Here is a 25,089-nt window from a genome sequence, read left to right on the forward strand (position 1 = left end):
CGAGATCAGAACGCGAGAGAAGAATAACGATGCCGGTCTCCGTACAGATGCCCCAGCTCGGCGAGAGCGTGACCGAGGGCACGGTAACCCGTTGGCTGAAGAAGGAGGGCGAGCGCGTCGAGGCCGACGAGCCGCTCCTCGAGGTCTCGACCGACAAGGTCGACACCGAGATCCCGTCGCCTTCCGCGGGTGTGCTCACCAAGATCGTCGTGGCTGAGGACGAGACGGTCGAGGTCGGCGCCGAGCTCGCCATCATCGACGAGAACGCCCAGCCGGGTGCCGCCGCCCCGGCCCCGCAGGCCGCTCCCGAGCCGGAGCCCGAGCCCGAGCCCGCCCCGGCTCCCCCGGCCTCCTCCATCCCGCAGCCGGCCCCGGCCCAGCCCGCTCCCCAGCAGGCCGCCCCGGCCCCGGCCCCGGCCCCCGCCCCGCAGGCCCCCGCCCCGCAGGCTCCGGCTCCGCAGCAGGCGCCGGTCGCGGCCGAGCCCACGCCGCTGCCGTCCTCGGGCGACAGCCCCTACGTGACGCCGCTGGTGCGCAAGCTCGCCAACGAGCACGGCGTCAACCTCGACGCGATCAGCGGCACCGGCGTCGGCGGCCGCATCCGCAAGCAGGACGTGCTGGAGGCAGCCAAGTCCCAGCGCGAGAAGGCCGCCGCCCCGGCCGCGGCTCCGGCAGCCCAGCCGGCCGCCGCAGCGCCGGCCCCGGCCGCCGCCCAGGCCCCGGTCGCCGCCGCACCGGAGCCGGTCGAGGTCGACACGACGCTGCGCGGCCGTACCGAGAAGATGACGCGGCTGCGTCAGACCATCGCCAAGCGCATGGTCGAGTCGCTGCAGACCGCGGCGCAGCTCACGTCGGTCGTCGAGGTCGACGTCACGAAGATCGCCCAGCTCCGGGCGCGGGCGAAGGACGACTTCTTCCGTCGCGAGGGCGTGAAGCTGACCTTCACCCCGTTCTTCGCGATGGCCACCGTCGAGGCGCTCAAGCAGCACCCGAAGCTCAACGCCACGATCAACAACGAGACCAACGAGGTCACGTACTTCGACGTGGAGAACCTGGGCATGGCGGTCGACACCGAGCGCGGCCTGCTCGCGGCGGTCGTCAAGAACGCCGGCGACCTCAACCTCGCCGGCATCGCCCGCAAGGTCACCGACCTGGCCGAGCGCACCCGCAACAACCAGGTGACGCCCGACGAGATCACCGGCGGCACGTTCACGCTGACCAACACCGGCAGCCGTGGCGCGCTGTTCGACACGCCGATCCTCAACCAGCCGCAGGTGGGCATGCTCGGCACCGGCGCGGTCGTCAAGCGGCCCGTCGTGCTCGACACGCCCGAGGGCGAGGTCATCGCGGTGCGGTCGATGGTCTACCTGGCGCTCACCTACGACCACCGCCTGGTCGACGGCGCCGACGCCGCCCGCTTCCTGACGACGATCAAGCGTCGCCTGGAGGAGGGCCGCTTCGAGGCCCAGCTCGGGCTCGCGTAGTCATCGCGTCTGACAGGCCGGGCGGCTCCTGCGGGGGGCCGCCCGGCCTTTGGCGTACTGTGGGGCCATGGCGATCATCGTGACCGGCGCGTCGGGCCTGCTCGGTACGGCGCTGGTCGGGGCGCTGCGGGACGAGGGGCGGGAGGTCGTCCGGCTGGTCCGGCGGGAGCCGGCGGGGCCGGGAGAGGCCTTCTGGGACCCGTCGGCGGGGGTGATCGACCGGGCCGCGCTCGAAGGGGCCGAGGGCGTGGTGCACCTGGCCGGAGCCTCCGTCGGCGACCGGCGCTGGACCACCGCCTACAAGCGGGAGCTGGTGCGCAGCCGCGTCGAGGGCACCCGGCTGCTGGTCGACGCCCTGCGCGCGCTCGGCAGCCCGCCCCCGGTGCTGCTGTCGGCCTCCGGGGTCGACTTCTACGGCGACACCGGCAGCCGCGAGATCGACGAGAGCCAGGGCAGGGGCAAGGGGTTCCTGGCCGAGCTGTGCGAGCGCTGGGAGCGGGAGGCCGAGCGGGCCGCCGAGGCCGGCTGCCGGGTCGCCCTGCTGCGTACGGCGATGGTGCTGAGCCCGCACGGCGGGGCGCTCGGGCGCATGTTGCCGATCTTCCGGATCGGGCTGGGCGCGCCGCTGGGGACGGGCCGGCAGTACTGGTCGTGGATCTCGCAGGACGATTGGGTGGCCGCCGCCCTACATATCCTGAAAAATCGGGAAATCGAGGGTCCGGTGAATCTTGGGGCGCCTTCTCCGGTCACCAACGAAGAATTCACTCGGACTCTAGGTAAATGCCTGCGTAAAGGCACTGTCCCCATGCCCGTACCGGCGTTCGCGCTGTCCATCGGGGTGGGCGAATTCGCTCGCGCGGGGCTGCTGCCGAGCCATCGGATGATTCCGCGGAAACTGCTTGACAGCGGCTACGGCTTCACGCATACCCGTCTCGACGAGGCGCTGCGCGCCGTACTGTAGGGTGCCGTTCGTCCTTCAGCACGCAGGAGATCCGACATGAGCAGGTCAGGGCAGTCGCACATTCTGGCGATCGGGGGCGGGTCGTTCCGCCCGAGCGAGCGTCACAACTTCATCGAGGCGAGCGGTTTGCTGCGGTACGGCCTCGACCTGACCGGCCAGGACCGCCCCAAGCTCGGCCTGGTCGCCACCGCGCTCGGCGACTCCTCCGACTGGCTGCTGAAGATGTACGGCGCCTTCTCCGGCTGGGACGTCGAGCTGAGCCACCTGACCGTCTTCCCCATGCCCAACGTCGAGGACGCGCGGTCGTGGGCGCTCGAACAGGACATGATCTACGTCAGCGGCGGCAGCGTGGCCAACCTGATGGCGTTGTGGCGGCTGCACGGCCTCGACGAGGTCTTCGAGGAGGCCTGGCGGGCGGGCGTGGTGCTGTCCGGGCAGAGCGCGGGCGCGCTGTGCTGGCACGTGGGCGGCAACACCGACTCCTTCGGCCCGGCGCTGCGTCCGTGGGCCGACGGGCTCGGGCTGCTGCCGTACTCGTGCGGGGTCCACTACAACGCCGAGCCGCAGCGCCGCCCGCTGCTGCAGGAGTCGGTCGCCTCGGGCGAGCTGCCCGGCGGGTACGCCGCCGACGAGGGCGTGGCCCTGCACTACGTGGGCACCGAGTTCATCCAGGCGGTCACCGTCGACCCGCGGGCCTACGCGTACCGGCTGGAGTACGACGGCTCCAACGGCGTCAAGGAGTTCAGGATCGAGCCACGCCTGTTGACCTCCTGATTACCCTGACAGGGTGAGGGAACGGCACAATAGGCTCATGCGCCCCATCCACGGGGACGATCCCCACGCGCTGGCCGTCGTCCGCCTTGGTGTGGACGTCCCCTACGAGCAAGCCTGGTCGTTGCAGCGCTGGATGCACGGCAAGCGGGTCGCCGGTGAGCTGGGCGACACCGTCCTGATCCTGGAGCACGCGCCCGTCTACACCGCGGGCAGGCGCACCCTGCCCGGCGACCGTCCCGACGACGGCACCCCCGTCGTCGACGTCGACCGGGGCGGCCGGGTCACCTGGCACGGCCCCGGTCAGCTCGTCGCCTACCCCATCGTCGCCGTGACCGACGTGACCCGTTACGTCTGCGCCCTTGAGGAGACGATGATCCAGGTGTGCGCCGACTTCGGCGTCACCGGGCGGCGGGTGCCGGGGCGTCCGGGGGTGTGGGCGGCCGGCGACGCCGCCCTGGGGCTGCCCGACCGGCAGCTCGGCGCGGTCGGCATCCGCGTCGCGCGCGGCGTGACCATGCACGGGTTCGCGCTCAACTGCGCCAACGACCCCCGGTGGTTCAACCGGATCACGCCGTGCGGGCTGGCCGACGCGGGGGTCTCCTCGCTGTCGGCGGAGACCGGCCGCCGGATCGTGGTCGAGGAGGTCGTCCCGATCGCCGAGAAGCGGCTGGCCGAGGCGCTCGGCCGGGAGCCGTTCGACCTGCACGAGGAGGATCTGCTGCGCAGGTGACCGAATCGGCATCGAAACAGCGATCGAATGTGGATCTTTCCGGCTTATCATCGCCCGTGTGAAGCGTTCTGCCGCTCTTCTCCTCGCGCTCCTGGTTCACCTGCTCACGCTGGCCTTCCTCGCGCTGGGCGCGTGGGCCGTGCTGACGAATCTCGGCTCCCTCCTCGCGTGGCTGGTCGGCGGCGTGAGCCTGGCCGTGGGATGGGCGCTGCGACCGCGCCTCCCCCGCCTGCCGGCCGACGCCGAGGTGCTCGACCGCGCCGCCGCCGGTGAGCTGTACGCCCTGGCCGACCGCGTGGCCGACCGGGCCGGCGTCAAGAGGCCGCGCAAGATCGCGGTCCGAGACCTGGCCACCGAGACGGTCTACGACCATGTGGGCGTGCCGCGCACGCCGGTGCTGGTCGTCGGGCTGCCGTTGTGGCTGGCCCTGCCGCCGCGGCAACGGGTGGCGCTGCTGGCCACCGCGTACGCGCGCACGCCGGCCGGCGAGGAGCTGATCGTGGACGGCGCGCTGTACACGCTGGCCGCCTGGCACGACGCGCTGCTCGTGTCGAGCGCCCCGCTGAAGATCAGGGAGGAGGCCCAGGCCGCGATCGCCAGGTCCTCACTGGGCCCGATCGACCAGACCGGCACGACGTACGAGGCGGCGGGGGCCATCGGCCGGCTGATCGGACGAGTGCTGGGCGGCCCGGTGCTGCTGGTGGAGTACGCGCTGACGGCGCTGGCCCGCGCCGGGCGTCCCCGTACCGAGGAGCGGCGGGAGGCGATCGCGCGGCGGGTCGTGTCCGAGCACGAGCTGGCCGAGCTGCGCGACCTGGCCGCCGGCGGCTACCTGGCGCCGATGCAGGCCGCGGCGCTGCGCGGCGAGAGCGTCACGGCGATCCGGCAGGGCGCGCTGACCCGCCGCCGGCTCACCGACGACGGCGTGCTCACCTCGGCGCCGCACTCGGAGCTGCTGGGCACCGCCGGGTCCGCGCTGATCGACGAGGAGCTGACGCGCCACTACACCAGGGCGATCCGCGGCTTCGGCCTGATCACCTGACCCTCGACCGGTCCGGTTAGGCGGCGGACGTAAGCTGGACGGGTGACCGTTGCTCCTGATGGCAGAAAGCTCCTCCGCCTGGAGGTGCGTAACGCCGAGACCCCTATCGAGCGCAAGCCCCCGTGGATCAAGACCAAGCTGAAGACGGGCCCCGAATACACCGAGCTGAAATCGCTCGTGCGCCGGGAGGGCCTGCACACGGTCTGTGAAGAGGCGGGCTGTCCCAACATCTACGAGTGCTGGGAAGATCGCGAGGCGACCTTCCTCATCGGCGGCGACCAGTGCACGCGCCGGTGCGACTTCTGCCAGATCGACACGGGCAAGCCCAAGGAATACGACCGCGACGAGCCGCGCCGGGTCGCCGAGTCCGTCCAGCAGATGGGCCTGCGCTACGCGACCGTGACCGGCGTGGCCCGCGACGACCTGCCCGACGGCGGCGCCTGGCTCTACGCCGAGACCGCGCGGCAGATCCACACCCTGCTGCCCGGCTGCGGCGTCGAGCTGCTGGTGCCCGACTTCAACGGCAACCGCGACCAGCTGGAGGAGGTCTTCTCCAGCAAGCCCGAGGTGTTCGCCCACAACGTGGAGACGGTGCCGCGCATCTTCAAGCGCATCCGCCCGGCATTCCGCTACGAGCGCTCGCTCGGGGTGATCACGACGGCCCGCGAGGCCGGGCTGGTCACCAAGTCCAACCTGATCCTGGGCATGGGCGAGACCCGCGAAGAGGTCGTCGAGGCGATGCGCGACCTGCACGCCGCCGGCACCGACCTGCTGACGATCACTCAATACCTGCGTCCCACGCCGCGCCACCACCCGGTGGAGCGCTGGGTCAAGCCGGAGGAGTTCGTCGAGCTGCAGGCCGAGGCCGAGGCGATCGGGTTCGCCGGCGTGCTGTCCGGCCCGCTGGTGCGCTCGTCCTACCGCGCGGGCAGGCTCTACCAGCAGGCCATCGCGGCCCGTCAGACCACCTGATCCACGCCGCGAGCGGAGCCCCGGGCGGTTTGCCCGGGGCTTTTCGCGTCCCTAGCATGGCAGGGCGGCCGAGGAAGGGGCGAGGCGATGGCGACCGTGATCCGCACGAGCGATCTGCCCGCGCGCAGCCGTCACGACGCCTGGCGCGGCATCGTCTGCGACACGCTCGGCCCGCTCGACCTGCGCATCGACTCCGGCGCGCCGCTGCGGGGCGAGATCGAGCTGGGCCAATTGGGCCCGGTGGGCGTGGGCCGGGTGCGCACGTCCACGCCGCACAGCGTCCACCGCACCGCGCGGCTGATCCACCGTGACAACCCCGAGCTCTACCGGGCCGTGCTGGCCGTCTCGGGCAACCCGGTGCTGCGCCAGGACGGCCGCGAGATCCGTTTGGACAAGGGCGAGTTCGCCGTCTACGACTTCACCCGGCCCTACGAGGTGGCCTACGACTCGGCCGTGCAGCTCGCGGTGTTCAGCTTCCCGCACGAGCTGCTGCCGCTGCCGTACGACGACATGGCCCGGCTGACCGCGGTGCCCGTCTCGGCGCGCGACGGCGCCGGCGCGCTGGCCGTGCCGCTGCTGCGCCGGGTCACCCAGGACTACGACGACTACACCCCGGCCAGCGCGGCCAGGCTGGCGACGGTGGTGATGGACCTGGTCACCACGGCCCTGGCCGAGCGCGCGGAGCGGGCCGACGCGGTGCCCGAGGACGCCCGCCGCCGCGCGCTGCTGGTGCGCGTGCGCGCCTTCATCGACCAGCGTCTGGGGTGGCCCGACCTCGACCCGGCCATGGTGGCCGAGGCGCACCACGTCTCGGTGCGTCACCTGCACCGGCTGTTCCGGTCCGAGAACACGACGGTGGCCGCCTGGATCAGGCACCGGCGGCTGGAGCGCTGCCGCGCCGACCTGCTCGCCGCCCGCCACGTGCCGGTGAGCGAGGTCGGGGCCCGGTGGGGGCTGCCCGACTCGGCGCACTTCAGCAGGCTGTTCAAGCGGGCGTACGGGATGCCGCCCGCCGAGTTCCGGCGCGCCGATCCCGTGCGCTGATCGTCAACTTCCCTGGCGCTGGGATCCAAGACGCGTGGGGCCGTGGTGAGCAGACTGAGGGTGTCGCAAAACCCCTCAGAACGCTAAGGACCACGACATGCAGCTCTTCCTCAACCTGCCGGTGAAGGACCTGGACCGGTCGCAGAAGTTCTTCACCGAGCTCGGCTTCACCATGTACGGCATGGCCGAGGGCATGGCCTCGATCCTGATCAACGAGCAGACGCAGGTGATGCTGCTCACCGAGCCGACGTTCGCCACGTACGTCAGCAAGGAGATCGCCGACGCCGCCACCAGCACCGAGGCCATCGTGGTGCTCGGCATGGAGAACCCGGCCCAGGTGGACGAACTGGTGGACAAGGCGCTCGCGCTCGGCGCCACCCCGGCCGGCGTGCCGCAGGAGGCCGGGTTCCGCTACCAGCGCGGCTTCGCCGACCTCGACGGGCACCACTGGGAGGCGCTGTGCCTGGTCCAGCCCGCGTGAGCGGCCGGGTCACCTCGGCGGACGGCACCGTCCTCGCCTTCGACGGCTACGGCGCCGGGCCGGCGGTCGTGCTGGTCAACGGCGCGTTCGGCGACCGGTCGCACCCGACGCTGGCGGGCGTGGCCGCCGCCCTGTCGCCCTGGTTCACGGTCCTCGACTACGACCGCAGGGGCCGGGGCGGCAGCGGCGACACCCGTCCGTACGCGGTCGAGCGGGAGATCGAGGACCTGGCGGCGTTGATCGGCGCGGCGGGCGGGACGGCCATGGTGTTCGGGGGCTCGTCCGGCGCGGCGCTCGTGCTGGAGGCCGCGGCGCGGGGCCTCGGAATCACCCGGGTGGCGGTGTGGGAGCCGCCCTACCACGTGGACGACGACGCTCCCCCGCTGCCGGACGACTTCGCCGCGCAGCTTGAGTCGCTGGTCGACGCCGGCCGGTGGGAGGAGGCGGTCGAGCGGTTCATGGTGGAGGCGGCCGAGGTGCCGGCCGAGGCCGTGGCCGCGATGCGGGCCGACGCGTCGTGGGCGCACCTCAAGGGCGTGGCCCGCACGCTGGTCTACGAGGCCGCCGTCCTCGGGCCGGGCAACCGGCTGCCGGCCGCCGCGCTGGCCGCGATCGCGCAGCCGCTGCTCGTCCTGAGCGGCGAGCGCAGCCCCCGGTGGATGGCGGCCGCGGCGCGGGCGGTCGCGGCGGCCGTGCCGGGGGCGCGGCACCGGGTGCTGGAGGATCAGGCCCACGCCGTGACGCCGGAGGCGCTGGTGCCCGAGTTGCTGGAGTTCTTCGCCCGATGACAGGCTTTGCGTAACGTAAAGGTCACAAACCTATCGAGTACTCGGTTTCCTGAGAAACACTGATGCCGTGGAACTCGACGAACTGATCGACCGGCTCGACCTCCCCACCAAGATCCGCCTGCTCACCGGTGCCGGCATGTGGTCCCTTCCGGCGATCCCCGAGATCGGCCTGGACCGGCTCGTGATGAGCGACGGCCCGATCGGCGTCCGCGGCGAGCAGTGGACCTCCGCCGACCCGTCGATCGCGCTGCCAAGCCCGACCGCGCTCGCGGCCACCTGGGACGTGGGCCTCGTCCGGCGGGCCGGCGCGCTGCTGGCCCAGGAGGCCCGGCGCAAGGGCGTGCACGTGCTGCTCGCGCCCACGATCAACCTGCACCGCTCCCCGCTGGGCGGCCGGCACTTCGAGTGCTTCTCGGAGGACCCGTACCTGACGGGCGAGATCGGCGCGGCCTACGTCGAGGGCGTGCAGGAGGGCGGCGTGGCCACCACGCCCAAGCACTTCGTGGCCAACGACTTCGAGACCGACCGCTTCACCGTGAACGTCGAGGTCGGCGAGAAGGCGCTGCGCGAGGTCTACCTCCAGCCGTTCGAGCGGGTCGTGCGGGCCGGCGCCTGGGGGCTGATGACGGCCTACAACTCGGTGAACGGCACCACCATGACCGAGCACTCCGACCTGGTCAACGGCGTGCTCAAGGACGAGTGGGGGTTCGACGGGCTCGTCGTGTCCGACTGGACGGCCGTGCGCAGCACCGAGGCCGCCGCCCTGGGCGGGACCGACGTGGCCATGCCCGGACCGTTCGGCCCTTGGGGGGAGAAGCTGGAGGCCGCCGTACGGGAGGGGCGGGTGCCCGAGTCGGTGATCGACGACAAGGTGCGGCGCGTCCTGCGGCTCGCCCGGCGCACCGGCGCGCTCGGCGGCGGCGACCGGCCCGAGCCCGGCGTGATCGACGGCGTCGCGCTGGCCCGCGAGGTGGCCGTGCGCGGGTTCACGCTGCTCACCAACGACGGCGTGCTGCCGCTGCGGGACGTGCGCACGCTGGCGCTCATCGGCTCGGCCGCGGACGAGGCCCGGGTCATGGGCGGCGGCAGCGCCCAGGTCTTCCCCGACCGGGTCGTCTCCCCGCTGGCGGGGCTGGGCGCGCTGGAGGGCGTCGAGGTCCGCCACGCCGTCGGGACCGACCCGCGCATCCGGCTGGCCCCGCTGGCCTGCCCGGTCGTGGCGCAGTTCCTCGACGGCGACGGCGGCCTGCTGGCCGAGCATCCGCTGGCGGCGGCCGAGGCGCGGTGGATCGGCCAGTTGCCGCCGGACGTGGACGGCGAGCGGCTCGGGGCGGTACGGCTGCGGGCGGCGTACACGCCGGGCAGGTCGGGCCGGCACGAGCTGTCGGTGGCGGGCGTGGGCCACTTCGCCGTCACGGTGAACGGCGAGACCGTCTTCGACGCGGCGATCGAGCTGGAGGGCGGCGATCCGGCGGCCGCGTTCCTGGCGCCGCCGGAGCGGCGGTTCGCCGTCGAGATGGCCGCGGGCGAGCCGTACGAGCTGAGCGTGACGCATCCGGCGGGGGCCTTCGGGGGCATGGCGTTCGTGGCGTACACGCTGGGCCACGCCGACCCGGCGCCGGGCCCGGACGAGCTGATCGCCGAGGCCGTGCGGCTGGCGGCGGACAGTGACGTGGCGGTGGTCGTGGCCTCGACGACGCCCGAGGTCGAGAGCGAGGGCTTCGACCGCGCGGACCTCGCGCTCCCCGGCCGCCAGGACGAGCTGATCCGCGCCGTGGCCGCGGCCAACCCGCGCACGGTGGTCGTGGTCAACGCGGGCTCACCGGTGGAGATGCCGTGGGCGGACGAGGTCGCGGCCGTGCTGCTGACCTGGTTCCCCGGGCAGGAGGCCGGGTCGGCGCTGGCCGACGTGCTGTCCGGCCACGCCGAGCCCGGCGGCCGCCTGCCCACCACGTGGCCGCGGACGCTCCAGGACGCCCCCGTCACCGACGTCACCCCCGTGGACGGCGCTGTGGCCTACGACGAGGGCACGTCCATCGGGTACCGGGCCTGGGAGCGGTCGGGGCGGGTTCCGGCCTTCTGGTTCGGCCACGGGCTCGGCTACACGACCTGGAGCTACGACTCGATCGCCGCCGAGGGCGGCACCGTGACCGTCGCGCTGACCAACACCGGAGACCGCTTCGGCCGCGAGGTCGTGCAGATCTATCTCGGCCAGGGCGCCGAACGCCGTCTGGCCGGGTTCGACGTGGTCGAGGCCGAGCCGGGAGAGACCGTGATCACGACCGTCTTCCTGCCCGAACGCGCCTTCCAGGTGTGGCGGGACGGCTGGCGCACGGTCGAGGGCGAGTACACGCTCCAGGCGTCGCACCACGTCGCGGACCCCAGGCTGTCGATCACGGTGAAGATCTAGCGACAAAGGCCAGCCGCGTTTTCCATAGTGCACCAGTTGGTTTGTATCCTTCTGAGCATGGCAAAGTCCGAGGATCCAGAGAAGCCGGGGCGCATCAAACAGCTCCGCATGATCGCGCAGATCATCAAGCAGGCCAATCCCAAGGGGATGCCGATCGTCTTCCTCTCGGCGGTGGGCACGCTGGCTGTGGTCGTCGTGATCGGCCTGGTCACGGACTACCTGTGGTATTCGGTGTTCATCGGCGTCCTGGCCGCGCTCACCGTCGGGCTGGTCGTCTTCGGCCAGCTCGCCCAGAAGGCCCAGTACTCGATCCTGCACGGCCAGACCGGCGCCGCCGCCGCGGTGCTGCAGGGCATGCGGGGCAACTGGCAGGTCACCCCGGCCATCGCCGTCAACCGTGACCAGGACCTGGTCCACCTCGTCGTCGGCTTCCCGGGGGTCGTGCTGGTCTCCGAGGGGCCGGGCAACCGGGTGGCCAAGATGCTCGCGGCCGAGAAGAAGCGGGTCGCGCGCGTGGTGCTGGGCGTCGAGATCTACGACATCCAGTGCGGCGACGGCGAGGGCCAGGTGCCGATCGCCAAGCTCCAGCGGCACATCATGAAGCTGCCGCGCAACCTGAAGAAGCCCTCGGTCAACGAGGTCAAGGACCGGCTGCGCTCGCTGCCGAAGAACCTGCCGATGCCGAAGGGCCCGATGCCCAAGGGGGCCCGCATGCCGCGCGGCCCGAAGATGCGCTAGTGCTGTCGGTCTCCTCGCGGGCCAACCGCCTCTGGTGGGACGGCAACGCCGACGACTACCAGGTCGAGCACGGCGGCTTCCTGCGGGACACCGGGTTCGTCTGGTGTCCCGAGGGCGTCGACGAGGCCGACGCGCACCTCCTGGGCGAGGTGCGCGGCCGGCACGTGCTGGAGATCGGCTGCGGCGCGGCGCAGTGCGCGCGGTGGCTGGTGACGCAGGGGGCACGGGTGGCCGCCTTCGACATCTCCCACCGGCAGTTGCGCCACTCCCAGCGCATCGACCTCGACACCGGCCTGCGCGTCCCCGTGGCCCAGGCCGACGCCGAGTCGCTGCCGTTCGCGTCCGGCGCCTTCGACCTGGCGTGCTCGGCGTACGGGGCGCTGCCGTTCGTGGCCGACCCGCTGGCGGTCTTCCGCGAGGTGCGCAGGGTGCTGAGACCGGACGGCCGGTTCGTGTTCTCGGTGAGCCACCCGATCCGGTGGGCCTTCCCCGACGACCCCGGCCCGCGCGGGCTCACCTCCGACCGCTCCTACTTCGACCGCTCGCCCTACGTCGAGCGGGACGACGACGGCTCCGCCTCCTACGTCGAGCACCACCGCACGATGGGCGACTGGATCGGCCTGCTGGCCGCCTCCGGGCTGACCCTCACCGGCCTGCTGGAGCCGGAGTGGCCGCAGGGTCACGAGCGGGCGTGGGGCGGCTGGAGCCCGCTGCGCGGCCGTCACCTGCCCGGCACGGCCATCTTCACGTGCGCGAATACCTAGCCGCCATCGCGGCGAAGACCTCCTTGGGCTCCCAGCGGGTCTCGTCGAGCATCCTGACCACGCCGTAGGAGCCGAGGTCGTCGGCGCCGCGCCGGTGGTAGGCGGCGAAGGTGAACCAGAAGGCGGCGTCCAGGCCCTCGGCCTCGAAGACGTCGAGCAGCTCGGTCAGGTAGCGGACCTGCTCGCCCTCGTCCGGGACGGCCCCCTCGGGCACCATGTACGCCGAGCCGCCGCGCTCCCCCGCGCCCTTGTAGGCGCAGGTGCCGAACTCGGTGGCGGCCACCGGCTTGCCGTGGGTGAAGTGGACGCGCAGCTCCGCGGGGAAGTCCGCGGCGTTGTAGGCGGCGCGGTAGGCGTCGACGCCGACGATGTCGAACGGCGTCCAGTCGATCAGCTCCCAGGGACCCGACGCGTACGTGAGCCGGCCGCCGAACCCGGCCCTGACCGTCGCGGCGGCCTCGGCCAGGAAGGCGTTGAAGCGGGGCACGATCTCGGCCAGCGACTGCCACCAGGCGAGGTCGGCCGTCGTCATGGCCGCCAGGCGCTCGCCGTACGTGGCCCCGGGGATGAAGCCGTGGCAGAACGCGCTGGTCTCGCACCCGGCGACCAGCACGACCTCCGCGCCGCCGCGGCGCAGGTCCTCGGCGCGGGCGGCGCAGTCGGCGTAGAGGGCGACGGCCTCCTCCGGGGTGGCGTCGACGGGGAAGGGCGCGAACCACACCTCCAGGCCGGCCGCCGCCGCCCGCTCGGCCGCGACGGACAGCCGTTCGGGGTCGCCGCCGGACACGCGGACGGCCGTGCAGTGGAGCTCGTCGGCGATCACCCGCATCTCGCGGGCGACGACGTCGGGGTCGAGGGTGCGACGGGTGAGCTGGGGGCCGTTCAAGAACCCGGTGTCATAGTTAATCCCTTTTTTCATGATTTTCCCCTTTTGGTGGATGAAAAGCCGTGTTCGAGGAGGTCGAAGGCCGTCTCGACGTCACCGGCCAGCAGCCGGCCCGCCTCCTCCAGCGAGGCCCCCGAGACGAGCCGCTGGAAGAACGCCTCCTGCAACGTGGTGATCGCGCCGGTGATCTGGGCCGCCATGAGCCGGGCGGTCAGGTCGTCCGCGGGCGCGCCCGCCGCCTCGGCCAGCGCCGCGGCCAGCTCGTACCGCTCCCCCGCGTGCACCTGCTGGACGGCGGCCAGCAGCGCCGGGGTGGCCGCGATCACCCGGACCCGGGTCAGCAGCCCCTCCACGTCGACCTCTCCGGCGCCCCGGGCGGCCATCGACCGGTAGTGCTCGCGCAGCGCGCCGAGCGGCGAGCGGCCCGGCCCGCGGCCCGCCACGATCGCGGCCGGGTCCTCCGACACGCCGTCGAGCGCCAGGCACTCCTTGCTGGGGAAGTACGCGAACAGCGTGACCTTCGCGACCCCGGCCGCCTCGGCGATCTCGTTGACCGTCACCGCGTCGTAGCCGCGCTCGGCGAACAGCCGCAGAGCCGTCTCCGCGATGCGCCGCCGGGTCTGCTCCTTCTTGCGTTCCCTGAGCCCCGCCATCATGGGACCACCATAACCATACCGGGTACGTTTTCCAACCCGGTATGGTTCTACTCCGCGGTGCTCATCGGCGCGCGGGCGGCCAGGCCGGCGGTGGCGGCCAGCATGGCGGCGCTGAGCGTGAAGACGCCGAGCACGCCGGTCGCGCCCGCCACCACGCCCGCCAGGGCCGGCACCAGCACCTGGCCCAGCCGGTTGCCGGTCAGGCGCAGCGCGAGCGCCGTGCCGCGCTCGCCCGCCCGCGCGCGTCCGGCCACCCACGACAACGTCAGCGGCTGGCCCAGCCCCAGCGCGAGCCCCATCAGCGCGACGACCGGCACCGCGGCGGCCGGCCCGCACAGGGGCAGCGCGGCGACGGTGACCGCGGCCACGACGGTGCTGGTCACCAGGACGGCGCGGCGGCCGTACCGCAGGACCAGGCGTTCCATGGCGAGCCTGCTCGCCATGGTGGCGGCGGCCCGCAGCGCCAGCAGCGCGCCGACCGCGACCACCCCGGCGCCGCGGCTCTCCCCCCAGGCCGGCAGGTACGCCAGCACCAGGTCGAGCGTGGACACGGTGGCCAGGCTCGTCATCAGGGCCTGCCACATGCCCTCCTGGCCGAGCGTGCCCCGCAGCGGGAAGCGCCGGACGGCGGCCCGCCCCCGAGCCGGGCCGGGACCGCCGGTGCGCAGGCTCGCCAGCCCCGCCACCAGCCCGAACCCGGCCGCAACGGCGAGGGCTGGCCCCACCTGGGCCGCGCCCCCGGAGGCGGTGCCGGCCGCCACCAGGGCCGCGGCGGACGGCCCGGCGAGCTGGCCGAGCGAGGTGAAGACGGTGAAGCGCGCATAGGCGCGGTCGTGGCCTCCGGCGGCGACCCGGTTGGCGATGACGGCCTGCTGGGCGACGACGGACAGCAGGTGCCCGAGCCCGAACACCGCGTTGAGCAGCACCAGCGCCCACAACGAACGGGCCACGGCCAGCGCCAGGGCGCTGCCGGTGATCAGCGCGGCGCCCAGCAGGGTCGCGCCACGCTCGCCGGAGGCGTCCACCCAGCGCCCCACGGAGACGGCCGCGAAGAGCGGGAGCAGCGAGAAACCGGCGGTGACGAGCCCGATGCCGAGGTTGCCGGCGCCGATCTCGATGGCCCGGTAGCTCACCATCGGACGGGCCGCGAACGTCGCCGCCTGCACGCACACCGCCGCCACCATGAGCGGGCCGAACCACCGGCCCGCCCCGGAGGTCGTCACATCCGGACGACCACGGTGTTGGACACCCGGTCGTGCACCCCGCGGTGGTCGCGGTCCCAGATCAGGGCCGGCAGGGCCAGGCCCAGCAGCACGGTGCGCACCAGCACGGGCAGCAGGCGCGGTGCACCGCCGTCCATGGCGGCGACGCGGATGCCGGCCAGCCGGTGGCCGAACGTCTGGCCCATGAAGCCGACGAGCAGCAGGTATTGCAGCGCGAACACCGCCACGGGCGCCCACGGGGACTCGGCCGGGTTCATCCTGAGTAGCAACTGCACGACGAACCAGGTGCAGATCATCCAGTCGATCGCGAGCGCGGCGATCCTGCGCCCCCACCCGGCGACCGATCCGCTGCCCTCCTCGGGCAGCCCGAGACGCTCACCCGGGTATCCGAGGTCGATCCCGGCGGACCGGACGCCGCCCAGCCAGGTCTGCGTCCACCGAGGCTCATTGCTGCTCATGCCTTCAACGGTATCCGGCCCCCGGGCCGGTCGGCGTCGTGACCCAACCGCGCCCTGCCGCCGCCATCATGGTCGCCATGCCACACGGGGATGACCTTGACGCGCGCTTCAACGAGGTGGTCGCGCAGATCGACGAGGGCGAGCGCCGCAGGATGCGCTCGTCGGCCGCCAGGCAGGCCAGGGAGGCCAGGGCGGGCGCCCCGCCACAACGCGCGCCACGCCCGCCGCGGCCGGAGCGCTTACCCGCCGGCCCCGGTTCGCGCAGGCTCGGACGCATGTCGGTCGCGCTGATCGTGCTGGGCGTGGTCGTGAGCGCCGCGGGCCTCATGATCATCTACCGCCCCGACCGGCTCGGCGCGAACCCGGGCCTGGAGGGCCTGCCGGTCCTCGCGAATCCCGTACGGACCGACAACCCCTTCGCCGGCTCGCCCGCCGAGCGCTACGCCGACGGCGCCGCGGGCTTCGTGATGCCGGAGGCCAAGGCGCTGGGCGGCCTGTCGAAGGCGGACGTGGCCAAGGGGCTGAAGCGCACCCGCGCCCTGCTCGCGGCGGCCCTCCTCGACCGCGAGACGCTGCTGGGAGGCAGGCCCAAGGCGTTCGCCGGGCTGCTCGAGCCCGACCAGCGCGAGTTGTTCTACGAGGCGCTGGGCGGCAAGAATTACGACAGCCGCGACCTGGTCAACAGCTTCGCCCCCGGCAGCGCCGAGCCGGTCGGCGACGTGATCAAGGTCAACGGCACCGCCCGCCTGGGCACCTTCCGGGAGGACGGCCTGCACGGCGTCAAGGTCGAGGTGAACTACCTGGCCGTCTACGCCGTGCGCCGTCCCGGCGAGCCGTCCACCACCATGCGGCTGGTCTCGCACCTCACCGGCGAGGTGCAGGTGTACCGCTCGGAGGGCCGGACGGCCGCGTACGTGGAGTGGGGCATGAGTCACACCCCGGCCAGGTGCGGCACCAAAGACGGCTTCGTCCATCCCGTCTACGACGACGACCCGCCCGGTTCCGTCGCGCCGAGCGGCCCGGCCACCGACCCCTACGAACTGGAGGAACGATCGGTTTCCGACGGGGGCTGCGACACGTCCGAGGAGACGTGACCCTGCGTAACACATGCGAAACAATCGAGACACCGTACGGAAACGGCCGCGACCTAGCGTCGGCATGATGGCCAGTCCCTCAGGGAGGTTCGAGAGTGTTCAACTCCGCCGACGACGTCCTGAAGTTCATCAGTGACGAAGGGGTGCAGTTCGTCGATGTCAGGTTCACCGACCTGCCGGGGACGACGCACCACTTCACCTTCCCGGTTGAGAACTTCGGCGCGAACGTCTTCACCGACGGGCTCATGTTCGACGGCTCGTCCATCCGCGGCTTCCAGGCGATCCACGAGTCGGACATGCTGCTGCTGCCCGACCCGTCCAGCGCGGTGCTCGACCCGTTCCGCCAGCACAAGACGCTCAACCTCAACTTCTTCGTGCACGACCCGCTGACCGGCGAGGCCTACAGCCGCGACCCGCGCAACGTGGCGCGCAAGGCCGAGGAGTACCTCAAGGGCACCGGCATCGCCGACACGGCCTACTTCGGCCCGGAGGCCGAGTTCTACATCTTCGACGACGTGCGCTTCGAGACGAAGGCGAACGCCGGCTACTACTACATCGACTCCATCGAGGGCGCCTGGAACACCGGCAAGCGGGCCGAGGGCGGCAACCTGGGCTACAAGCCGCGCTACAAGGGCGGCTACTTCCCGGTCCCGCCGATGGACCACTTCACCGACCTGCGCTCGGAGATGGTGCGCAACCTCATCGAGTGCGGCATCGACGTCGAGATGCAGCACCACGAGGTCGGCACGGCGGGCCAGGCCGAGATCGACTTCAAGTTCGGCACGCTGCTCAAGACGGCCGACAACCTGATGCTCTACAAGTACGTCATCAAGAGCACCGCCCTGGAGTATGGCCACACCGTCACGTTCATGCCCAAGCCGATCTTCGGTGACAACGGCTCCGGCATGCACTGCCACCAGTCGCTGTGGAAGGACGGCTCGCCGCTGTTCTACGACGAGGTCGGCTACGCGGGCCTGTCCGACACCGCCCGCTACTACATCGGCGGCCTGCTGCGGCACGCGCCGTCGCTGCTGGCCTTCACCAACCCGACGGTCAACTCCTACCACCGCCTGGTCCCGGGCTACGAGGCGCCGGTCAACCTGGTCTACTCCCAGCGCAACCGCTCGGCCTGCGTGCGCATCCCGATCACGGGGTCCAACCCGAAGGCCAAGCGCATCGAGTTCCGCGTGCCCGACCCGTCGTGCAACCCGTACTTCGCCTTCGCGGCGATGCTGATGGCGGGGATCGACGGCATCCGCAACAAGATCGAGCCGCCGGAGCCGGTCGACAAGGACCTCTACGAGCTGCCGCCGGAGGAGGCCCGCCAGGTGCCGCAGGTGCCCGGCTCGCTGCCCGAGGTGCTCGCCGCGCTGGAGGCCGACCACGACTACCTGCTCGAAGGCGGCGTGTTCACGCCCGACCTGATCGAGACGTGGGTGTCGTACAAGCGGGAGAACGAGGTCGACCCGATCCGCCTGCGGCCGCACCCGCACGAGTTCGAGCTGTACTACGACGTGTGACGTCGAAGGCCTGACGGAGACGGCCCGGCCGCGATCGTTCGCGACGCCGGGCCGTTCCGTGTGCGGGGGCCGGGGCGGCGCCAGGAGGGCTCTGGCGGCCGTCCCCGAACGCGGTTACCTTGATCCCAGATCACGCAACCGGCCATCGGCCGAACGCGCCCGAACGGTCTGGAGGACCGTCATGAGGATCACACGAGGGGTGTTAGCCGCGGTGCTGGCCGCCGGCGCGCTCTGTCTCGGTTCCACCCCGGCTCACGCCATTCCGCCGCCTCCGCCCGGCGGCGACCTCCTCGTCGTCTTCGCCTACTTCAGCGGCGACCAGCTCGTCGGCCAGCGCTGGTTCGGCTGCGGCCAGCCCGCCGGTGAGTGGGGCATCCTGTCGGGCACCCAGAAGGTCTACTTCACGCCCTGCTGATCCGGGGAGACCGCCCGTGGCCGGCGGTGGTCAGAAGTCGAAGCGCGGCGCCGACGGCGTGAGGATCTCCGACTTCGGCGACACCGGCCACAGGGCGGTCAGCTCGTCGTAGAGGGCCGCGGCCAGGCGTTCGACGTCGGCGCGGGCCGTCTCGTGCAGGGCCTCGGCCACGATGAGCACGTCGGTGGTGGTGTCGCCGACCGCCGACAGGCCGCTCTGCCGGTTGGTCCAGCGGCGCGCGTGCGCCCGGCCGTCCGCGTCGGCGAAGATCACTTCTCCGGGCGCCGGATGTTCCGTCTCGCCGGAGAAGGTCTGGTATGTCTCCTCGCCCGTGGCGTACCGCACCTCCACGAAGCCGGAGATCCGGGAGACGTCGAACACCGCCACCGGGACGGCGAAGGCGATCGAGACCGCGTTGCACAGGTCGATCAGGGGATGCAGGCGCGGCAGGGCGCCCTCCTTCCTGAAGCGGCGCAGCAGCGACTCCGACGCGCACCGGTACTGCGTCGGCTTGAGCCCCATCCGCGTGAACGCCCGCCGCCACGCCTGGATCTCGGGCAGCTCGCTCTCGGGGCCGGCCCGCCGCGCGGCCAGGTCGCCGTAGCGGGCCACCTGGTCGTCGACGCGGGCGGCGGCGTCGACCCCCTCCACGTGGAGCGCGAAGGGCACCAGGTCGGGGAAGTCCCGCCAGATGTCGTCGGAATGCTGGAAACGCACTGTCACCTCACTGTCACCGTGCCGGTCGTCACGCTGGTGCGCCTCACGATACTGCGGCGGCCTCCCGTCGCCCGTTCGCGGCGTGCCGGGCGCGGGCGGCGGCCAGGGCGTAGCAGGCGAACGCCAGCGCCGTCACGACGGCCGCGACGAGCAGGGGCCGTCCGACGACGCCCAGCACCGCGACGCCGAGGGTGGCGCCGACCTGGCGGGAGGCGTTCAGCACGCCGCCCGCGGTGCCCGCCGTGCCCGCGGGGGCGGCGTTCACCATGCCCGCCATCAGCGCCGGGAGCACGAACGACAGCCCGAACCCCATGACCACCAGCCAGGGCCACGACACGTCGGTGAGCGCGACCCCGGCCAGGCCGGTCGCGAGGAGGGCGAGGCCGCCCAGGATCGGCGGACGCGGGCCGTGGCGGGCCACCAGGCGGCCGGTGAGCAGCGGGTTGACCGTCATGGGCAGCGTGAGCGGCAGGAAGGCGAGCCCAGCGGCGACCGGCGACAGGTGGCGGGTGTCCTGGAGGAGGAGGGTGAGCACGAACAGCGCGCCGGAGAAGGCGAAGTTGGCGGCCGTCCCGGCCAGCAGCTCGGGCCAGGTGGCGGCGAGCAGGCCGCCGGGCAGGGCGGGGGCGTGGCTGCGGCGCTCCACCAGCACCAGCGCCACCAGGACGGCCACGGCCGGCGCGGCGGCGAGCGCGGAGGAGTCGATCAGGGCCTCGGCGACCAGGCCGAGCAGCACGCAGGCCAGTGCCTGGACCTGCCAGTCGATCCGGCGGGAGCCGCGCGGCGAGGCGACGCCGCGCATGATCAGCAGGCTGGTCACGGCGAAGGGCACGTTGACCAGGAAGACGGCGCGCCAGCCGGACAGGCCGACCAGGAGGCCACCGAGCAGGGGGCCGGCGGCGAGCGCCGAGCCGGTGATCGCCGCCCACAGGCCGGTGGCACGGGCGCGGACGGCGGGCGCCGGGTACATCTCGGCGAGCAGGCCGAGCGAGCCGCCCGTGCACAGCGCCGCGGCCACCCCGAGCAGGGCGCGCAGCGCGACCAGCACGCCCAGGTCCGGCGCCGCCGCGCTGAGCAGCGACAGCACGCCGAACAGCGCCACCCCGGCCTTGAAGACGCGGGCCGCGCCGAACCGGTCGGCCACCGCGCCCCCGGTGAGCAGCGACGCGGCGAAGGCGACGGTGTAGGCGTTGACCGCCCACTGCTGCCCGGCCAGCGAGCCGCCGAGCGAGGCACGCAGGTCCGGCAGCGCGATCGTCAGCACGGTCGTGTCGAGGATCACCAGGAAGTAGGCGAGGGAGAAGCCGAACATTCGCATGCCCACAGCCTGCTGAAACGCGACTTCTCCCCTCAACAGGCGCCGCCGCACGGGGCATTCGGGAAAACCTTATGCTGCTTTATATGGACTTGCGGCAGTTGAGGGGCTTCGTCGCGGTGGCGGGCGCGGGCACCGTCACCGGCGCGGCGAACACGCTCGGCCTGGCCCCCGCGTCGGTGTCGGAGCAGGTGCGCAGGCTGGAGGGCAGCCTCGGCGTGGCGCTGTTCGAGCGCACACCGCAGGGCATGCGGCTGACCGACGCCGGCGCCACCCTGCTCGGCCGCGCGCAGGGCCTGCTCGACCACGCCGAGGAGGTGCGCCGCGCGGTCACCGGCCGGCGCCGCCGGGTGCGCGTCGGCGCGCTGGAGATGCTGGCCGCCGCCCGGCTGCCCTCCGTGCTGCGCCGCCTGTCCGAACGCCGCCCCGACCTGGACGTGGACGTACGCTCCCTGATACGGCGCGACCTGCTGGCCCAGGTGGCCTCCGGCGACCTGGACGCGGCGCTGCTGCTGGACCTCGGCCCCCGGATCGGCGGCCTCGGGTTCACCCCGCCGCCCGGCATGGACTTCCTGGACGTCGGCGAGGTCGCGCTGTCGCTGGTCGCCGCGCCCGACGGCGAGCGCGAGCCGCTGCTGGTGAGCCCGCCCGGCTGCTCGATCCGGCTCGCGGCCGACCAGACGTTCGGCCCGGCCGTGCCGCGTAGGGAGCTGACCAGCATCGCCACCGCCCGCGAGTGGGCCAGGCAGGGCTTCGGGCAGGCGCTGCTGCCGGACTTCGCCCTGGGCTCCGACCTCGACTCCGGCGCGCTGGTCGAGCTCGACTGCCGGGCGCCCGCGCTGGCCCTGCGCCTGGTCTGGCTGCGCGGCCGCGAGGAGTCCCTGCGCGACGTGCTGTACGCCATGAGCGCCTGACCCGCCGCTCCCCTCACCGGTCCTTGCGCCGGGACCTGATGCCGGTGATGCGGCGGAACACGTCCCACCAGAAGGGGGCGCCGAACAGCAGGGCCACGTACGTCAGCAGGAAGCCGGGCCAGTGGCTGGGAGTGGTGAGCCGGTTCCACCAGGCCGCGCCGTTCCAGTGGAGCGTGGGGTCGCCCTCGGCCGGGATGGCGATGCTGACCAGCGCGTGCTGGAGCATCTGGACCATCGCGGGCTCGCTGAGCGTCTCGGTGATGCACGGCACCGGGTCGGACCGGCCGCACCGGGCCTTGAGCTCGTCGTACGCCGCCGGGCCCGCCTCGGCCACGGCGGTCACCGAGGCGCGGAAGGCGTTGTCGCGCAGCAGCGTCTTGCCGTACTCCAGGCCGTCCATGGTGAACAGCAGGGTCACCAGGAGGCCGAGGACGGCCACCACCCACTTGACGTAGCGCTTGTACAACATCGACAGGCGTTCCATCTCGCCGTCGAACCAGGTCTCGACGCCCTGCCTGAACCGGTCGAGGTCGCGCTGCGCGGCCTCCCAGACGCCGCGCAGGTGGCCGTACAGGGGGCTGCCCATCTCCTTGAGCTTGGCCAGGAGGCCCTCGACGCCCTCGGGCTCGGCGGCCGCCATCTCCATCAGGGCGACGGCGAAGCGCCCCGGCGGGATGTTCGCGATGCTCGTACGGCCCTTGGTCGGATGGTCGATCTCCTGGACGCGCTCGTACAGCAGCTTGACCATGGCGTCCTGCGCCTTTGGCTCGGCGACCGGCAGCGTGCCGGGCTCGGCGGGCGCGGGCTGGTCGCTGTGGGCCGGCCGGGGATCGCGGGTGAACGGCAGTGCGGCGAACACGTCGCGCAGCTTGGCGGGCAGCCACGACCTGCCCTGCGCGTCGGCGCCGTCGAGGGTGTCCCTGAGGTAGGCCCACAGGAACTTGCTGCGGATGGCGAGCAGGCGCACGAACGCCTCGTTGACCCCGCTCACCAGCAGCGAAAGCAGCAGGAACGACACCACCAGGCCGAGGGCCAGGTCCACGTAAACGGATAACACCTGCGCCTTGATACACCCCGGCGAGGACCGGGATCAACCCCCGTAGAAGACGCGGTCCACGACCCGGCGGGCGCGGCGGGTGACGCGGCGGTAGTCGTCGAGGAAGTCCTCCGAGCCGTCCGGCGGGTAGCCGAGCGTACGGGCGATGAGCCTGCGCTCCCCCGCGTCGGCCGGCACGCTGTCGCCGGGCCTGCCCCTGACCAGCATGATCGCGTCGCGGACGCGCGAGGCGAAGCGCCACGCCTCGGCCAGCACCAGCTCGTCGGCCGGGTCGAGCAGCCCCTCGGCCGCCGCCGCGCGCAGCGCCCCGATCGTCCGGGTGGTGCGCAGGGCCGGCACGCCGCCCGCGTGGCAGAGCTGGAGGAGCTGGGCCACCCACTCCACGTCCGACAACCCGCCGGGGCCTAGCTTGGTGTGCAGGGCGGGATCGGCGCCGCGCGGCAGCCGTTCGGCCTCCATGCGCGCCTTGAGCCGCCTGATCTCCCTGATCGCGTCCTCGCGCAACCCCTCGGACGGGTAGCGCAGCTCGTCGATCATGGAGATGAACGCGTCGCCGAGCGCGGCGTCGCCGGCCGAGAAGCGGGCGCGCAGCAGCGCCTGCGCCTCCCACGGCGCCGACCAGCGGGCGTAGTAGGCGCGGTAGGAGGCCAGCGTGCGCACCAGCGGCCCCTGGCGGCCCTCCGGACGCAGGTCGGGGTCGATGAGCAGCGGCGGGTCGGGGGCGGGCAGCGACAGCAGCCGGCGCAGCTCGTTGGCCACGGCGAAGGCGGCGTCGGTGGCCTCCCGCTCCTCGACGCCGGGCAGCGGCGAGTGCACGAACATCACGTCGGCGTCGCTGGCGTACGAGCACTCCATGCCGCCGAGCCGGCCCATGGCGATGACCGCGAACCGGGTCACGTCCGGGGCCTTGGCCAGCGCGGCGTCGAGCGCGGCCTGCAGGGTCACGTCGTTGAGCGACGACAGCGCCGTGCCGACGGTCTCGATGTCGAGGAGCTGCGAGATGTCGGCGACGGCGGTGCGGAACAGCTCCCTGCGGCGCAGCCCCCGCACGGCCGCCACCGCCGTCTCCGGCTCTCCTGCGTGCCGGGACACCGCCGCCGACGCCTCGCCGCGCAGCGCCCCGGGCGGCCGGACGGCCAGCTCCTGGTCGGAGCCGAGCATCGCGACCGCGTCGGGGGCGTGCATGAGCAGGCCGGTGGCGTAGCGGCCGGTGCCGAGCACCCGCGCCATCCGCGCGGCCACCGCGGTCTCGTCGCGCAGCAGCCGCAGGTACCACGGGGTGCTGCCGAGCTTGTCGCTGACCTGCCGGAAGCCGAGCAGCGCCGCGTCGGGGTCGGGCGTGTCGGCGAACCAGCCGAGCATGACGGGCAGCAGCGTGCGCTGGATGGCCGCGCGCCTGGACACGCCCGTGGACAGCGCCGCGATGTGCCGCAGCGCGCCGTTGGGATCGACGTAGCCCAGCGCCTCCAGCCGGGCCGCCGCCGCGGCCGTGGACAGCCGCGCCTCCGACTCCGGCAGCCGGGCCACGGCCTGGAGCAGCGGCCGGTAGAACAGCTTCTCGTGCAGCCGCCGCGCCTCCATGGCGTGCCGCCGCCACCGGGCGGTGAACTCCCCCACCGGGTCGGTCTGCATGCCCAGCGCGCGGCCGAGCCTACGCAGGTCGGCCTCGTCGGTGGGCAGCAGGTGCGTACGCCGCAGCCGGTGGAGCTGCAACAGGTGCTCGACCTGGCGCAGGAACGTGTACGCCTCGGCGAGGCCGCGTGAGTCGTCGCGGCCCACGTAGCCGCCGCGGGAGAGCGCGGCCAGGGCCGGGAGGGTCGCCCGGCGGCGCAGCAGCGGGTCGAGCCTGCCGTGCACGAGCTGCAGCAGCTGGACGGCGAACTCGATGTCGCGCAGCCCGCCGGGCCCCAGCTTGAGCTGCCGCTCCCCCTCGGCGCGCACGTGCGACTCGACGCGCCGGCGCATGGCCTGCACGTCCTCCACGAAGTGCTCGCGGGTGGCGGCCGTCCAGACCAGGTCGTTGACCGCCTGGACGTAGGACTCGCCGAGCTCCGGGTCGCCCGCCACCGGCCTGGCCTTGAGCAGCGCCTGGAACTCCCAGGTCTTGGCCCAGCGGCGGTAGTAGGTCAGGTGGCTGCCCAGGGTGCGGACCAGCGGGCCGGACCGGCCCTCGGGGCGCAGGCCGGCGTCGACCTCCCACAGCGAGCCCTCCTGGGTGGCCGCCGTGCAGGCCCGCATCATGGCCTGGGCCAGCCTGGTGGCCGAGCGCAGCGCCTTGGTCTCGTCGGCGCCCTCGCGCGGCTCGGCGACGAAGACGACGTCGACGTCGCTGATGTAGTTGAGCTCCCGGGCGCCGCACTTGCCCATGCCGATGACCGCCAGGCGCGCCTCGGAGTCGTCGACCTCGGCGCGGGCGACCGCGAGGGCCGCCTCCAGCGCCGCGGCGGCCAGGTCGGACAGCTCGGCCATGACCTCGGCGAGCGTGGCCTGGCCGGTGAGGTCGCGGGCGGCCAGGTGCATGAGGCGGCCCCGGTAGGCCACCCGCAGCGCCACCAGCGGGTCGGGGCCGTCGGCGCGCGGCTCGGGCTCGTCGGGGGGGGGGGCGGCGGCGGGGCGCCGCGCCGCCCCCGCCCCCCCCCCCCCCCC

At 73.1% G+C, this 25,089-nt stretch carries 24 protein-coding genes; 16 read left to right on the plus strand and 8 right to left on the minus strand.

The features are described from left to right. Positions 1-29: 29 nt before the first annotated feature. From sucB to ABZ815_RS22190, 12 genes are all read left to right on the plus strand, one after another. Positions 30-1,484: a 2-oxoglutarate dehydrogenase, E2 component, dihydrolipoamide succinyltransferase gene (gene sucB, locus ABZ815_RS22135; RefSeq protein WP_357700700.1), complete on the plus strand. Its 1,455-nt coding sequence runs from the start codon at positions 30-32 to the stop codon at positions 1,482-1,484. A 67-nt stretch (positions 1,485-1,551) separates the two neighbouring features. Next, complete coding sequence (locus tag ABZ815_RS22140) at positions 1,552-2,445, plus strand: TIGR01777 family oxidoreductase (protein ID WP_357700702.1); 894 nt, start codon at positions 1,552-1,554, stop codon at positions 2,443-2,445. Between the two features lie 36 nt (positions 2,446-2,481). Beyond that, a complete protein-coding gene (locus tag ABZ815_RS22145; RefSeq protein WP_357700704.1) occupies positions 2,482-3,219 on the plus strand; it encodes a peptidase E in 738 nt (245 codons plus the stop codon). Positions 3,220-3,256: 37 nt separating this feature from the next. After that, positions 3,257-3,949, plus strand: a complete 693-nt coding sequence (gene lipB, locus ABZ815_RS22150) for a lipoyl(octanoyl) transferase LipB (RefSeq protein ID WP_357700706.1) — start codon at positions 3,257-3,259, stop codon at positions 3,947-3,949. A gap of 58 nt (positions 3,950-4,007) precedes the next feature. After that, the gene (locus ABZ815_RS22155) at positions 4,008-4,991 is read left to right on the plus strand and encodes a M48 family metallopeptidase (protein WP_357700708.1); all 984 of its coding nucleotides are present in this window, start codon (positions 4,008-4,010) and stop codon (positions 4,989-4,991) included. A 42-nt stretch (positions 4,992-5,033) separates the two neighbouring features. After that, positions 5,034-5,963, plus strand: a complete 930-nt coding sequence (lipA, locus tag ABZ815_RS22160) for a lipoyl synthase (RefSeq protein WP_357700710.1) — start codon at positions 5,034-5,036, stop codon at positions 5,961-5,963. A gap of 87 nt (positions 5,964-6,050) precedes the next feature. Then, on the plus strand, positions 6,051-7,007 hold the full coding sequence (locus ABZ815_RS22165; RefSeq protein WP_357700712.1) for a helix-turn-helix domain-containing protein: 957 nt from the start codon (positions 6,051-6,053) through the stop codon (positions 7,005-7,007). A 97-nt stretch (positions 7,008-7,104) separates the two neighbouring features. Continuing rightward, positions 7,105-7,488, plus strand: coding sequence for a VOC family protein (locus ABZ815_RS22170; protein ID WP_357700714.1), 384 nt, complete (start codon positions 7,105-7,107; stop codon positions 7,486-7,488). Then, positions 7,467-8,276: an alpha/beta hydrolase gene (locus ABZ815_RS22175; RefSeq protein WP_357700716.1), complete on the plus strand. Its 810-nt coding sequence runs from the start codon at positions 7,467-7,469 to the stop codon at positions 8,274-8,276. The genes ABZ815_RS22170 and ABZ815_RS22175 overlap by 22 nt, the downstream gene beginning before the upstream one ends. A gap of 67 nt (positions 8,277-8,343) precedes the next feature. Beyond that, entirely contained in the window at positions 8,344-10,686 is a 2,343-nt protein-coding gene (locus tag ABZ815_RS22180) for a glycoside hydrolase family 3 C-terminal domain-containing protein (RefSeq protein WP_357700718.1), read from the plus strand. A gap of 57 nt (positions 10,687-10,743) precedes the next feature. Further along, entirely contained in the window at positions 10,744-11,424 is a 681-nt protein-coding gene (locus tag ABZ815_RS22185; RefSeq protein WP_352323051.1) for a DUF4191 domain-containing protein, read from the plus strand. Next, positions 11,424-12,188 (plus strand): class I SAM-dependent methyltransferase, encoded by a 765-nt coding sequence (locus ABZ815_RS22190; RefSeq protein ID WP_357700721.1) that lies wholly within the window; start codon positions 11,424-11,426, stop codon positions 12,186-12,188. Before ABZ815_RS22185 ends, ABZ815_RS22190 begins: the two co-directional genes overlap by 1 nt. On the opposite strand, the gene ABZ815_RS22195 is transcribed toward ABZ815_RS22190, so the two are convergent. Genes ABZ815_RS22195 through ABZ815_RS22210 form a run of 4 tightly spaced genes read right to left on the minus strand, consistent with a single transcriptional unit; the run spans position 12,169 to position 15,411 of the window. Further along, positions 12,169-13,107 (minus strand): hypothetical protein, encoded by a 939-nt coding sequence (locus ABZ815_RS22195; RefSeq protein ID WP_357700723.1) that lies wholly within the window; start codon positions 13,105-13,107, stop codon positions 12,169-12,171. The genes ABZ815_RS22190 and ABZ815_RS22195 overlap by 20 nt on opposite strands. Beyond that, positions 13,104-13,730 (minus strand): helix-turn-helix domain-containing protein, encoded by a 627-nt coding sequence (locus tag ABZ815_RS22200; RefSeq protein ID WP_357700725.1) that lies wholly within the window; start codon positions 13,728-13,730, stop codon positions 13,104-13,106. Before ABZ815_RS22200 ends, ABZ815_RS22195 begins: the two co-directional genes overlap by 4 nt. A 47-nt stretch (positions 13,731-13,777) precedes the next feature. Next, positions 13,778-14,953 (minus strand): MFS transporter, encoded by a 1,176-nt coding sequence (locus tag ABZ815_RS22205; protein WP_357700727.1) that lies wholly within the window; start codon positions 14,951-14,953, stop codon positions 13,778-13,780. Further along, entirely contained in the window at positions 14,950-15,411 is a 462-nt protein-coding gene (locus ABZ815_RS22210; protein ID WP_357700729.1) for an RDD family protein, read from the minus strand. Before ABZ815_RS22210 ends, ABZ815_RS22205 begins: the two co-directional genes overlap by 4 nt. Positions 15,412-15,488: 77 nt before the next feature. Here ABZ815_RS22210 and ABZ815_RS22215 point away from each other — a divergent pair, with 77 nt between their 5' ends. From ABZ815_RS22215 to ABZ815_RS22225, 3 genes are all read left to right on the plus strand, one after another. After that, a complete protein-coding gene (locus tag ABZ815_RS22215; RefSeq protein WP_357700731.1) occupies positions 15,489-16,505 on the plus strand; it encodes a hypothetical protein in 1,017 nt (338 codons plus the stop codon). Positions 16,506-16,600: 95 nt separating this feature from the next. Then, positions 16,601-18,025, plus strand: a complete 1,425-nt coding sequence (gene glnA / locus ABZ815_RS22220; protein WP_357700733.1) for a type I glutamate--ammonia ligase — start codon at positions 16,601-16,603, stop codon at positions 18,023-18,025. Positions 18,026-18,206: 181 nt separating this feature from the next. Then, on the plus strand, positions 18,207-18,440 hold the full coding sequence (locus tag ABZ815_RS22225; protein WP_357700734.1) for a hypothetical protein: 234 nt from the start codon (positions 18,207-18,209) through the stop codon (positions 18,438-18,440). 30 nt (positions 18,441-18,470) lie between these two features. On the opposite strand, the gene ABZ815_RS22230 is transcribed toward ABZ815_RS22225, so the two are convergent. Next, positions 18,471-19,157: a phenylalanine--tRNA ligase beta subunit-related protein gene (locus ABZ815_RS22230; RefSeq protein WP_357700736.1), complete on the minus strand. Its 687-nt coding sequence runs from the start codon at positions 19,155-19,157 to the stop codon at positions 18,471-18,473. Positions 19,158-19,200: 43 nt separating this feature from the next. After that, a complete protein-coding gene (locus ABZ815_RS22235) occupies positions 19,201-20,475 on the minus strand; it encodes an MFS transporter (RefSeq protein ID WP_357700738.1) in 1,275 nt (424 codons plus the stop codon). A gap of 83 nt (positions 20,476-20,558) precedes the next feature. Between ABZ815_RS22235 and ABZ815_RS22240 the strand changes: the two genes are divergently transcribed. Continuing rightward, on the plus strand, positions 20,559-21,386 hold the full coding sequence (locus tag ABZ815_RS22240; RefSeq protein ID WP_357700740.1) for a LysR family transcriptional regulator: 828 nt from the start codon (positions 20,559-20,561) through the stop codon (positions 21,384-21,386). A gap of 13 nt (positions 21,387-21,399) precedes the next feature. On the opposite strand, the gene ABZ815_RS22245 is transcribed toward ABZ815_RS22240, so the two are convergent. Together ABZ815_RS22245 and ABZ815_RS22250 are read right to left on the minus strand one after the other, a co-directional pair. Continuing rightward, positions 21,400-22,443 carry a hypothetical protein gene (locus ABZ815_RS22245; RefSeq protein WP_357700742.1) on the minus strand — a complete coding sequence of 348 codons (1,044 nt, stop codon included), beginning with the start codon at positions 22,441-22,443 and terminating at the stop codon, positions 21,400-21,402. A 33-nt stretch (positions 22,444-22,476) separates the two neighbouring features. Further along, positions 22,477-25,089: bifunctional [glutamine synthetase] adenylyltransferase/[glutamine synthetase]-adenylyl-L-tyrosine phosphorylase (locus ABZ815_RS22250; protein ID WP_357700744.1), on the minus strand; the 2,613-nt coding region annotated here is incomplete at its 5' end.

Origin of the sequence: Nonomuraea sp. NPDC047529 (assembly GCF_040642995.1) — a bacterium.
Taxonomy (GTDB): Bacteria; Actinomycetota; Actinomycetes; order Streptosporangiales; family Streptosporangiaceae; genus Nonomuraea.

Coding starts and splice junctions, on each gene's coding strand:
- sucB (WP_357700700.1), top strand. CDS start 30: ATGCCGGTCTCCGTACAGATGCCCCAGCTCGGCGAGAGCGTGACCGAG.
- ABZ815_RS22140 (WP_357700702.1), top strand. CDS start 1,552: ATGGCGATCATCGTGACCGGCGCGTCGGGCCTGCTCGGTACGGCGCTG.
- ABZ815_RS22145 (WP_357700704.1), top strand. CDS start 2,482: ATGAGCAGGTCAGGGCAGTCGCACATTCTGGCGATCGGGGGCGGGTCG.
- lipB (WP_357700706.1), top strand. CDS start 3,257: ATGCGCCCCATCCACGGGGACGATCCCCACGCGCTGGCCGTCGTCCGC.
- ABZ815_RS22165 (WP_357700712.1), top strand. CDS start 6,051: ATGGCGACCGTGATCCGCACGAGCGATCTGCCCGCGCGCAGCCGTCAC.
- ABZ815_RS22170 (WP_357700714.1), top strand. CDS start 7,105: ATGCAGCTCTTCCTCAACCTGCCGGTGAAGGACCTGGACCGGTCGCAG.
- ABZ815_RS22185 (WP_352323051.1), top strand. CDS start 10,744: ATGGCAAAGTCCGAGGATCCAGAGAAGCCGGGGCGCATCAAACAGCTC.
- ABZ815_RS22195 (WP_357700723.1), bottom strand. CDS start 13,107: ATGAAAAAAGGGATTAACTATGACACCGGGTTCTTGAACGGCCCCCAG.
- ABZ815_RS22200 (WP_357700725.1), bottom strand. CDS start 13,730: ATGATGGCGGGGCTCAGGGAACGCAAGAAGGAGCAGACCCGGCGGCGC.
- ABZ815_RS22210 (WP_357700729.1), bottom strand. CDS start 15,411: ATGAGCAGCAATGAGCCTCGGTGGACGCAGACCTGGCTGGGCGGCGTC.
- ABZ815_RS22215 (WP_357700731.1), top strand. CDS start 15,489: ATGCCACACGGGGATGACCTTGACGCGCGCTTCAACGAGGTGGTCGCG.
- ABZ815_RS22225 (WP_357700734.1), top strand. CDS start 18,207: ATGAGGATCACACGAGGGGTGTTAGCCGCGGTGCTGGCCGCCGGCGCG.
- ABZ815_RS22235 (WP_357700738.1), bottom strand. CDS start 20,475: ATGCGAATGTTCGGCTTCTCCCTCGCCTACTTCCTGGTGATCCTCGAC.
- ABZ815_RS22240 (WP_357700740.1), top strand. CDS start 20,559: ATGGACTTGCGGCAGTTGAGGGGCTTCGTCGCGGTGGCGGGCGCGGGC.